Origin of the sequence: Winogradskyella pulchriflava (assembly GCF_042434315.1) — a bacterium.
Lineage (GTDB): Bacteria > Bacteroidota > Bacteroidia > Flavobacteriales > Flavobacteriaceae > Winogradskyella > Winogradskyella pulchriflava.
The window spans coordinates 13066-25878 of the sequence record NZ_JBHLTQ010000018.1; the positions used below are offsets into that span (position 1 = coordinate 13066).

Annotated in this window: 15 protein-coding genes; all 15 read right to left on the reverse strand. The window is 36.4% G+C overall.

What is annotated here, in order from left to right:
• Positions 1 to 22: 22 nt before the first annotated feature.
• Positions 23 to 799, reverse strand: coding sequence for a DNA adenine methylase (locus ACFFGA_RS15105; RefSeq protein WP_386065290.1), 777 nt, complete (start codon positions 797 to 799; stop codon positions 23 to 25).
• A 161-nt stretch (positions 800 to 960) separates the two neighbouring features.
• Positions 961 to 1419, reverse strand: a complete 459-nt coding sequence (locus ACFFGA_RS15110; protein WP_386065292.1) for a hypothetical protein — start codon at positions 1417 to 1419, stop codon at positions 961 to 963.
• Positions 1403 to 2305 (reverse strand): hypothetical protein, encoded by a 903-nt coding sequence (locus ACFFGA_RS15115; protein ID WP_386065294.1) that lies wholly within the window; start codon positions 2303 to 2305, stop codon positions 1403 to 1405. Before ACFFGA_RS15115 ends, ACFFGA_RS15110 begins: the two co-directional genes overlap by 17 nt.
• Positions 2298 to 2630 (reverse strand): hypothetical protein, encoded by a 333-nt coding sequence (locus ACFFGA_RS15120; RefSeq protein ID WP_386065296.1) that lies wholly within the window; start codon positions 2628 to 2630, stop codon positions 2298 to 2300. Before ACFFGA_RS15120 ends, ACFFGA_RS15115 begins: the two co-directional genes overlap by 8 nt.
• Complete coding sequence (locus ACFFGA_RS15125) at positions 2630 to 3565, reverse strand: DUF6712 family protein (protein WP_386065298.1); 936 nt, start codon at positions 3563 to 3565, stop codon at positions 2630 to 2632. Before ACFFGA_RS15125 ends, ACFFGA_RS15120 begins: the two co-directional genes overlap by 1 nt.
• Positions 3565 to 4950, reverse strand: coding sequence for a hypothetical protein (locus ACFFGA_RS15130; protein ID WP_386065300.1), 1386 nt, complete (start codon positions 4948 to 4950; stop codon positions 3565 to 3567). Before ACFFGA_RS15130 ends, ACFFGA_RS15125 begins: the two co-directional genes overlap by 1 nt.
• Positions 4947 to 5216 carry a hypothetical protein gene (locus ACFFGA_RS15135; protein WP_386065302.1) on the reverse strand — a complete coding sequence of 90 codons (270 nt, stop codon included), beginning with the start codon at positions 5214 to 5216 and terminating at the stop codon, positions 4947 to 4949. Before ACFFGA_RS15135 ends, ACFFGA_RS15130 begins: the two co-directional genes overlap by 4 nt.
• 243 nt (positions 5217 to 5459) lie before the next feature.
• Positions 5460 to 7190 (reverse strand): hypothetical protein, encoded by a 1731-nt coding sequence (locus ACFFGA_RS15140; protein WP_386065304.1) that lies wholly within the window; start codon positions 7188 to 7190, stop codon positions 5460 to 5462.
• Complete coding sequence (locus ACFFGA_RS15145; RefSeq protein ID WP_386065306.1) at positions 7162 to 7806, reverse strand: hypothetical protein; 645 nt, start codon at positions 7804 to 7806, stop codon at positions 7162 to 7164. The genes ACFFGA_RS15140 and ACFFGA_RS15145 overlap by 29 nt, the downstream gene beginning before the upstream one ends.
• Before the next feature lie 5 nt (positions 7807 to 7811).
• Positions 7812 to 8132: a hypothetical protein gene (locus ACFFGA_RS15150; RefSeq protein ID WP_386065308.1), complete on the reverse strand. Its 321-nt coding sequence runs from the start codon at positions 8130 to 8132 to the stop codon at positions 7812 to 7814.
• A gap of 103 nt (positions 8133 to 8235) precedes the next feature.
• Complete coding sequence (locus ACFFGA_RS15155) at positions 8236 to 8640, reverse strand: hypothetical protein (RefSeq protein ID WP_386065310.1); 405 nt, start codon at positions 8638 to 8640, stop codon at positions 8236 to 8238.
• Positions 8641 to 8696: 56 nt separating this feature from the next.
• On the reverse strand, positions 8697 to 9131 hold the full coding sequence (locus ACFFGA_RS15160; protein ID WP_386065312.1) for a hypothetical protein: 435 nt from the start codon (positions 9129 to 9131) through the stop codon (positions 8697 to 8699).
• 136 nt (positions 9132 to 9267) lie between these two features.
• Positions 9268 to 9615: a hypothetical protein gene (locus tag ACFFGA_RS15165; RefSeq protein ID WP_386065314.1), complete on the reverse strand. Its 348-nt coding sequence runs from the start codon at positions 9613 to 9615 to the stop codon at positions 9268 to 9270.
• A gap of 105 nt (positions 9616 to 9720) precedes the next feature.
• Positions 9721 to 10542, reverse strand: a complete 822-nt coding sequence (locus ACFFGA_RS15170) for a hypothetical protein (RefSeq protein WP_386065316.1) — start codon at positions 10540 to 10542, stop codon at positions 9721 to 9723.
• 67 nt (positions 10543 to 10609) lie between these two features.
• Positions 10610 to 12805 (reverse strand): FtsB/FtsL family cell division protein, encoded by a 2196-nt coding sequence (locus ACFFGA_RS15175; RefSeq protein ID WP_386065318.1) that lies wholly within the window; start codon positions 12803 to 12805, stop codon positions 10610 to 10612.
• Between the last annotated feature and the right edge of the window lie 8 nt (positions 12806 to 12813).

A 12813-nucleotide genomic window follows, 5' to 3' on the forward strand; every position in this document is an offset into this window, starting at 1 on the left:
GATATCATGTATTTGTGGGATTTTAAAAAAGTGTGTGTTGTCTGTTTTCGTAATTAGTAACTAAAATTTCTGTACGTCTATTTTTAAGGTTTTGGCGTTCGCCTATGTAGATGATATTTAAACCTCTTTTTTGTGCTTGGTCTATTATAAATGGATGGTCGAATTCACTCATTGCCCATTTACATTTTGTTTCTTCTAAACAGCTAAATAAATCTAAACTATCTTGTTCGTTCCAAGTGTCACTGTCTGAATATGTATCAACTGTTGATAGATATGGACTGTCTGAATAAACAAAAGTTTCATCTGGGTGTAAATCATTTTTAAATCCAATTGCTAAACTAGAAATGAATTTTCTAAAGTCTTTATTAGAAAACTTTACATCATTAATTAAGTCATAAGTAGTTTTTAAGGTTGTGTAAAAACTGGTTTTAGTATTTCCTAACCCCATTTGAATTGTGTCTTGTTTCCCTAAAAATGTAAGATTGCTCAAAAACAAAAACCGTAAAGCCTTTCTAATTGGTTCATCTTCTTTATTCTCTTTCCAATAGTCAAGTAAATCAGAATGTATAGGCATTATATAAAAAGCTTCTTCAAGCTCTTCTTTTTGGTTCATAACCACTTGAAACAAATTAAATACATCGCTATCTAAATCATTTACAATATTATACTTTGCTTTAGGCTTATTAAAGAACATACCACCAGCACCAAAAAACGGCTCAATATAAATTTTATGAGGTGGAAAGTGCTTTTGTATTTCTTTAGCGATTTTCTTTTTATTTCCTAGTCTTCTTAAAATCATTAAGATTTAGATTATACTCTATTAAAATGTAAAAACCCTCAGTAGTAGTCGTCGTTACTAAAGAGGGTTTTCTTCCTGTTAGAAAAAATAATGTTGTAAAATAGCGACGACTCTATGTTACAAATATAGAAAAAAATCTAATATGTAGAATAAAATCTATTTTAAAAATCGGTTCTAGTGGTTAGTTGTAGCAAATAACCGTTTTGGTTAAAGTAGTTGCTTACTGGTGTTATTGGTGCTGTGGCTGGTTGTAGGTCTGCAAAGAGGCAATTGTCTTGTTGTGCGTCCTTAAGGTCTAAAATTTTGTTGAGTAGTGCTAAGGCTTCGGCTTGGCAAATGGTGTAGTTGTTTGTTTTTTGTACTAAACCACCTTTGCTATCGTATTTTTTTACAATAAAAAACATAAGATTATTTGCCATTTGACGCGTGTCCTCGTCTTGTATATTAGAGTTGTGCGATGGTATTACGGTAATTAGCGTGCATTGGTTGTTGGCGTTGGCTAAGTCTTTAATGCGGTCTGAAACTTCTGAGTCGTCACCTACAACTATATTGGCTTCTAGGTTGGCGCGCTCTGCTTGGTGCGCGTCTGAGAATGTAATAAGATCAGGTATTAGTAGCATTGCGTTTGTTTTTGTTATACTCGTTGGTTTGGTTGACTAAATAGGCTAAAATATCGTAGGTGTTTTGCTCTGCTACTTCTTTGATATTACCAAATACTTTGGTTTCTGCAAGTGAGTAGAGTGTGCCTAGTAATCCTAGATTGTTTTTTTTGGTGGTTTGGGTTTCGTTGAACAATATGGTTAGGTCTATGGTTGCGCCTCCGCCAATATCTAAAGCGCTTGTAGTGGCTATAAAGTGTTGGCAGGATGCTACGTATAGGTAAATTGCGTATTTAGTATCAAACCCTAATTTGTCAATAAAGGTGGAGTAGTGGTCTGTTAGTGCTGAGTTAAATTTTTTGCGACGGTCACCATCATAGTCGGTTTGGTTTTTAATGGTGTTATAGTTGTCTTTTTCGGGTCTGTAAATTGTGGCTATCATAGCATTTAACGCACCTATGTTTTGGGTTTGGCTATAGGTTGTAAAATGGTTGATGAGCTGTAGGTACTCTCCGTAAACGGTATTGAAAAGCGCATCTGTTGGTCCATAGAATGTAATACCATCTATTTTGAAGCTTGGTATTTTTTGAAGGTAAAAATCCATAACAATTTGGTTTTGGTTTTTGCCGTCTATGCGTTTTTGGGTGAAATAGGCTTCAGTTAATGTGCTAATGATGTTTATGTTTTCGGCTATTTGGGAGTTTTCGGCCTTGGTTAGGTCTGCTCTACGTTTTAGGTTTAGGAAATTATAAGCCAGTGTGGTTTTTAGCTGTGAAAAGGTTATTTGTTTTGATAAATAGAGTAGTGAAGCTCTGGCAAATACGAGTGTTTGCTCCTTGGTAAACTCTAGTGCGCTTTCAGGAAACAAAAAGGTATGATTGGCTTCTGTAACTTCTATTTTATGCATGTTTGAATTTTCCTTTTTTGGTGACTTTAAGGTTTTGTTGTTTTAGGTCTTCACTGTGTTTTTCTGAAGCTTGTTTTATAACCTGGTGGTTTGATTTTTTTGGTTTTGTTATGGATTTGCCTTTATGAAAGGTTATTATCTTTTTTGGTTTTAATAATTTGTTGGCGGTGTCTATGACTTTTAGTTTGGTAATGTTACCATTGCGCTTACTTTGTTGAATACCAGAAAAGGCTTTAGCAATGATGTAATCCTTGCGTCCGTTTGGTGTAAGGCGTTTAAAAAACCAATAGATGGTGTTGATGAGTTGTAATAGGTGTTTTTTCATTATAGATTAACGTATTTTTTGCCTTCTGTAAGGCCATTAGTTGTTTTAAGTGTTGTAAAGGTTTCTGTTTGTCTGCCGTATTCGTTTTCGAGTTTTAGCACGTATTTTTTGCCTTCGGCTTCCATGACCATTACGGTTTTGTCTTTTTCTTCTAATTTATTTTGCTCTGTGTAAGCATATCTTAATGTTTGAGGAAACATTTGTACCGGAAATGATTGTAAGGCTTTAGAAAGTGAAAAATATGCTATTGCAGACTTAATAAGGGTTAACAGCTTTTTTTGGTCTGCGTCTGGTTCTTCTACGGCTCTTAGGGTGTCTGCTAGATCGTCTGTTATTATAGGGTTAATGTATTCTGTTTCGATGTCCTCCATAAAAGGTACTAAGCGGTAGAATAGTTGTGCTGAGCGATTTATGGAGAATGATTTATCGAAGGTAATAGCGTCTTTTATAAATAGCTTATTGGCGGCTTTGTAGGCTTCGCTATTAGTCCACTCTGTCCATTCGGTTTGGTCTAGTAACGCAAATAGCCTGTCTAGGGCTTTGTATGCGCGCTCTGCAATTGCAGCGTTATCGCTATCGATTTGCCATTGCCAAGGAATTTTTTCGTTTTCCTCGTTGCGGAATGAGCGTCCAGAATTGCTGTGCGACATATCGTTGTTTGGAGCATAATCTAAGTATGCCATTGAAGCTATGTATAGCCTTGAGTATTCTATAGCTAGGTCTAGGTCTTCGTTGGGTGTTGGTGTTCCGCTTTCGGGTTGGTAATAATTAACCATTTTGTCGTAAACTTCTTGGCTTATAAGGTCTATAAGGTATGGTGTGTTGAGCTTAATATCTGGTTGTAGATTATCGTAGTTGAAATCTGCATTTAAAAACCCTAGTGTGGTTTTTAGCTCTGTTTGTCCTTGGTCGTTATAGTTAAAAAGAAGTTTCATTATTCTGTAGGTGTTTTAGTGGTGGTTGATGGTATTGCGCGCTGACTATCGCTTACATCTTGTTGACGCTCTGGAGTGGTGCGGTAAAAACCTATTTTTTGGTTGGTGTTGAATTTTGATTTTATAATATCGTTTATGGCTTTGCAAACGTAATATTCTGGTATAGGTGTTGCTGTTTTTTGATGGGTAACGTAAGCGTAAAGTTGCTCTGAGCCTGAGTCTGATTTACCATCTGCGCCAACCATAAGCAATGACGCGTGTACTCCTAATGATGCTTGGACAGCATAAATAGCTGTATCGTACATTTTTATTTGGCTTTCTACCCATTCTTTAGTTTTTTGTTCTATTGGCGTTATTTTCCAGCCTTGCTCCGTTGCTGAAGCACCAATAAGCCTTACAACGTACTCGTTGTGCCAAAACTTACCTACATTTTCTACGCCTGAAAGTAGTGTAGAGAGTTGGTCTAGGATTTCGGTTTTTAGGTCTTCGAGCATTTGCTCTTTGTATGGGCCTAATGAAGGGGTTGCCTTAATGTTTTCCTTAATGATTTTGCGTTTGGCCTCCCAGAATTCTTCTGGTGATTGGATATGCCATTTTATGTTTAGTGAGTTTTCACTAAAGGCTTTAAAAATTTTTGGTGTGTTGGTGGTGTTAGTGATCCAATCTAAGCTTCCGTATATGTCTGGTAATGGGTAATCTGACATACCAAACGTGTAGAATTTATTGTATGCAATTGCTACAGGGTATTTATCAGGGTTTTTAGGGTCGTATAATGGGTAAACCTTAAGGTCTTGCTGGTCTTGTTTTTTCCAATTACCTACAATAACGTGTGTTGGGCGTTCTTTTTTATCGTTTTTACGATATGCTAATCTACAGTTGAAGGCTGAAACGTGTTCTATTTGTGCTGGTTCTGAAGATTGGGCTAGTCTGCCTGATTTTTGGCGGAATATTTTTGTATAAACACACTCATTGAAGTAGTAGTCTATTGCGTTTTTGTGGAGTAGCTCTTCGTAATTGAAAGATTCTAGCCACTCTGTTAGTTGGGAGTTTTCCTCAGGAGTTCTAGTGTATTTGGTGCCATCTACCTTTTGGGTGTAGATGTAAGGTCCTTGCTCTACCAGTAGCTCTGCTTTGCGCTTAAGTGCTCTATGCGCGAATGAGTTTGGTAATACTGTTTCCTGTATTTGGGTTGGTATATCGTTATTATTACCGTTTGGTAATACCTTAAAGTCACCAATATCTAAAGGGTTTTCTGACCACTCACTAAAGTCTTCTTTGGTGTTTGAAGTAGAGTCGGTAGTTCCTCTGCCTGTTATTTCAAAATAGTTTAGGTTATTGCCTGACAGTGATAAGTAGCTATTTCTATTGAGTCGGTGCGTGTTCATTCTATAATTATTTTTCTGTCGTTAACCTCTGTTATTAATGGAATGTAGCAGTTGCCTAAGTTGTCATCAGCCTGATCTATGTAGTTTAATTTATAAGAACCGTTAGCGTCTTGAGTGGTTGGTGTTTGTTTTCTCAGAAGAGCTTTATGTATAAGCTTAATCGTTCCGTTTGTTTTAATGAACTTTAGCTTAAAAGGTGTGCTTAGCTCTGTAAGCCTAATCATTTCGTTTATAGCTTCACTATAAGAGGTGTAACATTTGCTCATAATACAATGTTAAATCAATGATAGAAAGATTAAAAGGACAGAAACAAATTAAATAGAACAATCATATCTCTAAAAATTCTGAAAAAGTGTAAAAACACATTTAGGGTTTAGCGTGGCGGTATTTTGTAACACTATTTTTTTTTTATTGGAATTTTTAGAAGGTTTGTTTGTTGATTGTTAAGAACTTAAATTTTATTAAGTAGTTGGTTTTATAAAAAATATAACACTAAAACAAAAAAATAATTACTTAATAGTTGGGTTACCGATAAAAGACAATGGATTTTCTTCTATTTTTTCTAAGTTTTCTGGAGTACAAATAAAATATTTAAAAGCATCGCTGAAATTTGTGGACTCAGATGGTAGTCTTTCGTCTGGAAGTTTTTCTGAAGATTTATCTTTATGAATAGTCTTATTACCCTCTCTATCTACACGCTCAATTTTTTGCGCACGCTCTAAAGAAGATTTTAAGTTAGGGCAATTATGTTTGTCTATTAAAATTTGCGGCAACTCATTGTTTTCGCCAGAAAACAACTGAAGCGCCAACTCATATTCCGTTTCCTGATAAATAGTTGCTTGATTTCTATTTTTTAATACAACCGTCCAGCCTGTAGAGTTTCCTTCAGCGTCTTTTTCTATCGCATATTTTAATTTAGATGCATGATCTTCACCAACACGCTTGTATTTATTAGTGGCTCTATCGTGCCACAGTATCAACTCTTTTGTTTGATGATGTTTAAAATATTCCACAAACTGTTGTCCAAGCTGTTTTATGAAATTTGGAGGTAAAGTATAAAACTCTTTTAGTGCGCGTCTTACATTATTCAACTCTTGGCCTACAACCAAACTACACATATTACCTGAGTCAAAGCCTCCCTCTAAGTATAGATTGTGATTTATATACTTTAAATCCAAGCTACTCTCAGCTTCTAGCTGTAAAGACGCATAACTAGATTTGTCTATCCGTTTATAGGTAAAACCGTCACTGTAAAAATTACGCTCGCTTAAGTTTGGGTAAAACATTAAGCCTTTTTCTAATTGAGGCGTAATAGAAAGTAAAGCTGTAGCCAGCTCTTTGAAATTTCCCTTTTCAAACTGCGATACAAAATAGCTTTCGGTAAGTATATCTGCATTAACATAGCTACTACCAATGTAGAAAAATGTAGAGTTTTTCCTAACTTTATTATATCTAGCCTTCCAGCGTTTTATATTCCGCTCAATATTCTTAATATCCTTCCGTATTTCAGAGTCACTAGGATGATCTTGTAATTCACGTTGTTTTTTAACTAGTTTTATTTTTTCGTCGTTTAGAATAAACGCTACCTGTAGTATTAATTTTATCTGCTCATTATCCATGTTTTCTTCCATAGATAAAATCCAGTCGTGCTCACCTAAATTAGTATTAGGCATATCAGTCGTAAACGTGGAGCCTAGATAATAGGGTGATTTATGGTAACGCACATATTCACCGCGCGAAGCCTGACTAATCTTATTAAGTTTCTTCTCGTTTAAGTACTTAGCTTCATCTCCAGCATTATGTTGGTAGCTGTCTCCTGCTCCTGCAGATGGTCTATCCTGACTTATAATCTTAAAATGTGTACCATGATATGTTGTTAACGTATGCTTCCAGTTTAAAACAGACTTATGAGGCTTCTTAAAGTGCTTAGGAGGGCGTTTATCAACCACAAAATGAATTCCCTCTATCCAGCCATTAAGTTCCCAACCTTTTATAATATTTGGCAGAATATTTTTAATAGCATTCATATACGTATCTGCAGACACCGACACAAAAGCACCTGGCATTTCCTTAGAAATATCCATAAAACGTTTGCTTAAAATCTGTACCGTTTTAGCTCCAGCTCTACCAAGTATTAAAAATAAATTAGTAGGCTTTATCATATCTATCATTTGCGCCAACCAATGCATATAGCGCAATGCTACATCTGGACTATCCTTCTGTATCTTCGGTTTGCTCATTATTCCAATTCAATATTTTTCTAGGCGTAACACCTGCGTCCATTTTTATCTTAAGTTTCTGCTCTTCGGTAATTGGCATCTGGTCTATTTGGTTGGCAATAGCGCGCTTGTTAGCTTCTGGTAAACCAACATCTGAAGGCGTTAATGTATGCAACTCCGTTTTCTCTTCTAACAGTCGTGGATCTATCTCTATTTCATCATCAATACCAAAGTATTTTACCTCTTGGGCTTTCTTTATTGCATCCACTACCTTAAGTGCTTGCTCAGGTGTTTTTACGGTTTTTATAGCAAGTTCTATAGCCTTCATGCTCAACTCAAACAATACATTATTATAAAGTTTTTTGTTGTCGTTAGTATCTATATAAAAGAAACGCAACGTGTCATCTAGTCGGCTTTTAGCGGTAATCTCGTTAAGCTCAGGAAAAAACGAACGCAAGGACTTAATAACATTCATAGGAGATTCACCACGGTTAAGTCTGCTATGCGCGTGCTCTAGCTGTTTCATGTAGAGCACCATTTCTTCTGGCATTTCGTTGGTTTCGCCTTTTTGTATATAGTCGTTTAAAATATCAAAATGAAGCCCTTCTAGTTCGTCTAAAATATCATCTAATGCCATAAGTCTTAAAATCCAAAAACATCGAGTCTAGCGTCTTCAAAGTCGCGTTCCTCAGATTGTTTATTATGTATTTGTATTGCGGTGGTATTCTCATTATCTATCATAGAAATAAGCTTCTCACTCTTTTTTATCTCTATCTGAAATCTACCCAAATCATAAGCCTTGCGTATCTGGCTATTTTTGTCGCGCCACACATGCAAAAACGTACGCACACTAACCCTTAAGACCTTGGCTATATCCCTTGGTCCATAATTCTGCTCCGCTAAACTTTCAATTTCCGTATAGTCGCTTGGTGTTAGTGCGGTATTGAGTTCTACTACTTTCATCCTACAAACAATTGATTAAGCAACCATATAGCAGCATAGAGTAGTGTTAAAAAAGCTATAGCGCGCTTTAAGTCTTCCCAAAAATTAGTGTTGTTCATAATTCTTATCGTTTTTCCAAAACAGATTCAGCGTGCTTTAAAAGCGCTTCGTCTCTTGTTACTAAATCCGTGTTGTTTTTTTGTCTGTTACGTGTTAGGTTGGCTTTTAGTGCGGTAATCTTTTTAGTAAGCCTTACCGTGTCTAAGGCACTAATAGCATCTTTAAGATGTATCAATTCAAATATTGGGTGCTTACCCAATAACTTTTTGGTTCGGTGGTAATGCTCTAACTCGGCAAAAGCCTGTTTGCGCCTTATATAGCTTTCGCGTACCGTATCTGCTAAAAGCTTTGGATTAGGATTATCTAATATATCATGAAGCTGTGGCTGGTGCGCTTTAAAAATTTCCCAATCGGTAATTAAGCGGTTAACCAAAGTGTCTAAAACAACAGGATAACCAGGTTGGCGCAAAAAAGGAAACTGATCTCTAAGTTTTATAGAAGCCTTCTCTTTAAGCGGAAGGCTAGCTACTTTTTTTTTACAAGCGCAGTTCTGGCAGTTGTAAGAGCCTCATACACGTCTGCCTTTTTACGGCTTTTAGGTTTTAAACCTAAGTCCTTAGCCAATTGTTTTGCAGCTTGGTAATCCGCGTCTTTTTCGTTAAAAGCTATTAACTTATCATCTAAGGTAAGTGGTTGCGGAGCGTCCTCTACAGGTGCTTTGGTAGCTGTAGTGTTTGCAATAGGTTGTTGCAATAACATTTTAAGCTTGCGCTCTGGCATTTTTACAGCCTTGGCAATCTCATAATGTAGTTTTGCTAAGTTGGGTTGGGTGTCTGTAAAGCGTGCTAAAATATTCTGAAACGCTTTATTTTTTCCAGGTAATAAATTATACAAAGTACGTCCGCCAGAAAGCGAGCGGTCTGTTTTTAAGTAAGCTTCTGCTTTTGCTAGTGCATCCATAAGGCAGTATTTATAGGTTATCTATAATAATACTGCAATGTAATTACACTATGTAATGGTTAAAAGGACATACTATAAAACCAATACTCAAAATTAGAGTATTGGTTTTTTGTTTGCAATAGTGTGTTTCTATGAGTTAAGGAATTGGAGTCGATAAGCTACAAGTTGATATTCCAGATGTACTTGTACAAATATTATTGTCTAAAAATAATTGATCATAATGAATAATTATCTCGGTTTCAGCACTTCCTTCTACTTCGACTTCAATACTTGCGTTATAACCTCCTGTAGAAACAAACTCAATAGCCCAATAAGTGCCTGTTATTTCTTCGGTGTGAATACCATCTGGCGTATTAAAAGAAACACTTTTCAATTCACCTGTTGTTTCTACTATATACCCTAAAAAAACATCTGAAGTATGGTTGTCATCGTCACTAGAACAACCAAAACAAAACAACAAACACAATAATAAAACGTTTTTCATACATAAAGATTTAATTAATAGGCAACTAAAATACAAAAACCCTACCAAATTAACGGTAGGGTTTTTTCAACTAAACTTAATCAACTATAATCTATATGAAAAAAATTACGTTCTACTGATTTCTATAAACACATGGTCGCTAGATCCTGCGTCTATAGCGTTAAAGGTTATGGTTGCACCAGATGTTCCTGTCCAGTCCACGCCACCTACTAGTACAAAGTTTCCACCTGTACTAATGGTTGCTGGATTAGAACCTCCGCTACCTAATATGGTGTATTTACCGTTATTAGTTGCGTTAGTAAGGTCTGTAATCTCTGTTGCGCCTGTGTTATCCTGTAATTGGTATTCACCGTTACCATTACTTACATCTACCGTTGTTGCATCTGCATCTACAGTATCTGCAACTGTGGCTAAAGTAAATGTACCTGAGTAACGTCCTGGCATTAAATCGGTTTTAGCAAATTGCTGAAACTTAATTAAGCCCATTGTTGCATCATTGTTATTTTGCGCTTCTAGCAATAAGCTAAGCGGTGCGCATTGGCTTCCGTAAACGCGCCAAAAAGAACTACCACCACCGCATGCACCTACTTGTACTGCAACAATAACACTTCTGTTGGTCCAGTTAGCAACAAACTCTTCAAAAGCTAATGTGCTTCCTGGAAAAGAGAATTCTGGTAACGCACTTATAGATACGTTATCTTCTTCACCTTCACTTGTTACCGGTAAACTTGTTTTACTAGATGATACTTGCATCTTAGTAACGTACTTTCCGTCTTTCATAACAAAGTTTCCAGACATTGCTACGTTACTGCTGTCTCTAGTTGGAAAAGTTGCAATATCATTAACGTCCATGATAATGATTTCAAAACTTTTACTTTCCGCAGAGCCTCTTCCTTTTTCTACTATACTTGGGTTTGAATAAGACATAATTTCTATGTTTTTTAATAATTAAACAAAAACCTTAGCCCTTACCGTAATAAGGGCTAAAGTATCTCTAAGCTCTAGAAACTTCAACAAATTTGCTGCCGTTGTACTTCACTTTTAGTATAGCTCCATCACTTGCTGTAAACGATGCACTTAATAAAAAGTTACCGCTACTTGCAACCGTTGTAGAGTCTGTATCGCTACCACCTTCAAGGGTGTAGATTTCTCCTACTACTGCGTTAGCAATATTAGTAAATGCTGTAGCACCTGTGTTAGCTTGGGTTACAAACCAAGTACCATCTGCTGCGTCTGCAGTTGTAGCGTCTGCCGCTAATGTTACTTTAGTTTCTAATGCAACCTCGCTAGCTACAGTTCTGCTATACTCTACAAATTTAGAGTTAGTATATACTAAGGTTAGTTTATCTCCCTTAGCCATAGTAAAGTCTGCACCAGATGCTAAAATAATATTGGCATTGTGCTTTATTGTAGGCGCGTTAGTAGCATCATCACAATAAATATAAACGTACTGGCCTGCAGTAGCATCATCAAAATTTGTAACATCTGTAGCAGATGTGTTGTTACCACCAATTTTTAAGGCGTTGTGCTCACTTAATGAAGGTGTAGCATCATTAGCCGCAACTGGCACATAAACATCTGTAAGTAACTCTACGTTGTTAGAAAAGAAAATCTGATCTTCATAAGTTACAGCTACATTAGGATCTACGTTAGCACCAAAGGCTTTAAAATAAACACCTAGCTTATAATCAGCAAAGAAGTTGATTGCTCTAACATCTTTTTCAATAGTAATTAAACTTTCTTCGCCTGGTCTATCTACCATTAAACCAATATTATCTTCGGTAGTAATGTAGAAAAAGCCTGTACCTTCTAATTGTGGATGCTTTACAAACTCTATATTTGGCATATCATCTACATGCGAGGTTACTCGTCCGTAATCCGTATTGGTACCTTTTGCTAATTCTCTTCCGTCTATATACCAACGCAAAGCATCGCTACCTAAACCTAGTTTTAAAGGTGTGTTTCTTACATCAATTGGTAATTTGTTTTTACACACATCATTTATAACATCGTAAGTATTTGCAGACGTCAACGTTGCGGTATCAAAAGGTTGGTAATCTGTACCTCTGTGGTTAGATACAAGTTTTAAGAAGCCACTCATAGCATTTAAGAAATCACCAGCTTTTTCTGGTTGTACATCTGGACTAGAGTAAACACCTTTAAAGATTGAAATCTTATCCTCTTTACGTGCTTGGTTTAATAATTTACCAATTAAGTAACGTGCAAAAGAATCTTTATAAGGAGTAGAACCTTCGTTAAAGAACATATTAAGCCAGCTCTTCTCTATTGACTTTAATTCGCTACTTTGCCACTGACCATCAATTTGCTTGTCGTAAATTTTGTTTTTTACAGGTACAAAACGTTGGTCGTTTTTAGGCAAATAAGCCTTTTTAAACGCTTGTGTAATTTGCCCTGATACTATAGAAGCAAAAACATACTCGTCTTGCACATTACTAACTACAGACCAATGCTCTGGTATATCGTAACCATCCATTAATAGGTCCATAATCTCGTTAGAGTTTCTACGAGCATAAGCACCAAGTTCTGAGTTTAATTTGTCAATGTTTATCTTGTCCCAAACAGTTGTTGCGGTTGGTATAACGCCATTTTTCTGAGCGTCAACAAGATTTTTGTTCCATGGTAAATCTAAACTATCGTAAGACTCACCAGAAGCAAACAAGTGTGTTGCAGAGTGTTTCACAGTATTCATTTTTTTAGAGCCAACAGTTATAATAGCTTCAGGAACATCTGGCTCAGGATCTTTCTTTAGCTTTTCTACATTGGCAGCTAACTCAGCGTTAGTTTGTGCCATTTTTTTGTTTTCGGCCACAAGGGTTTTCATGGCCTCGGCTACAGATTTAGCATCTGCAGTTGGTACTTCTGGTGCATCTGGTGCATCGTCTGTATCGTCTGCCGCTGCTGGTGCAGCATCAATACCGTTTTCCGCTAAGAAATCGGCGTAAATTTGTTGCGCTTCGCTATTATCAGCTAAAGCATCAATTTCTTTGTTGAACTTTTCAGCAAAGATGTCGGCAAACTTTGTCATGTCGCCTGTTGGTTCTTTTCCTCCAGAAGCAAACTTGTTAAGTTTGTCTTTTTCTTCTGCAGAAAGTTCTAATGGTTTATCGTGTTGAGCCGCTAAGCCTAAAAACGCCAAAACATTAGCTTTAATCACATTCCAGTTTTTCATGGTTTCTG

What these genes read in the sequence shown, in the direction of transcription:
- ACFFGA_RS15120 (WP_386065296.1), bottom strand. Translation starts at nt 2,630, where the DNA reads ATGAAAAAACACCTATTACAACTCATCAACACCATCTATTGGTTTTTT.
- ACFFGA_RS15105 (WP_386065290.1), bottom strand. Translation starts at nt 799, where the DNA reads ATGATTTTAAGAAGACTAGGAAATAAAAAGAAAATCGCTAAAGAAATA.
- ACFFGA_RS15140 (WP_386065304.1), bottom strand. Translation starts at nt 7,190, where the DNA reads ATGAGCAAACCGAAGATACAGAAGGATAGTCCAGATGTAGCATTGCGC.
- ACFFGA_RS15160 (WP_386065312.1), bottom strand. Translation starts at nt 9,131, where the DNA reads ATGGATGCACTAGCAAAAGCAGAAGCTTACTTAAAAACAGACCGCTCG.
- ACFFGA_RS15165 (WP_386065314.1), bottom strand. Translation starts at nt 9,615, where the DNA reads ATGAAAAACGTTTTATTATTGTGTTTGTTGTTTTGTTTTGGTTGTTCT.
- ACFFGA_RS15145 (WP_386065306.1), bottom strand. Translation starts at nt 7,806, where the DNA reads ATGGCATTAGATGATATTTTAGACGAACTAGAAGGGCTTCATTTTGAT.
- ACFFGA_RS15175 (WP_386065318.1), bottom strand. Translation starts at nt 12,805, where the DNA reads ATGAAAAACTGGAATGTGATTAAAGCTAATGTTTTGGCGTTTTTAGGC.
- ACFFGA_RS15130 (WP_386065300.1), bottom strand. Translation starts at nt 4,950, where the DNA reads ATGAACACGCACCGACTCAATAGAAATAGCTACTTATCACTGTCAGGC.
- ACFFGA_RS15125 (WP_386065298.1), bottom strand. Translation starts at nt 3,565, where the DNA reads ATGAAACTTCTTTTTAACTATAACGACCAAGGACAAACAGAGCTAAAA.
- ACFFGA_RS15115 (WP_386065294.1), bottom strand. Translation starts at nt 2,305, where the DNA reads ATGCATAAAATAGAAGTTACAGAAGCCAATCATACCTTTTTGTTTCCT.
- ACFFGA_RS15170 (WP_386065316.1), bottom strand. Translation starts at nt 10,542, where the DNA reads ATGTCTTATTCAAACCCAAGTATAGTAGAAAAAGGAAGAGGCTCTGCG.
- ACFFGA_RS15135 (WP_386065302.1), bottom strand. Translation starts at nt 5,216, where the DNA reads ATGAGCAAATGTTACACCTCTTATAGTGAAGCTATAAACGAAATGATT.
- ACFFGA_RS15110 (WP_386065292.1), bottom strand. Translation starts at nt 1,419, where the DNA reads ATGCTACTAATACCTGATCTTATTACATTCTCAGACGCGCACCAAGCA.
- ACFFGA_RS15150 (WP_386065308.1), bottom strand. Translation starts at nt 8,132, where the DNA reads ATGAAAGTAGTAGAACTCAATACCGCACTAACACCAAGCGACTATACG.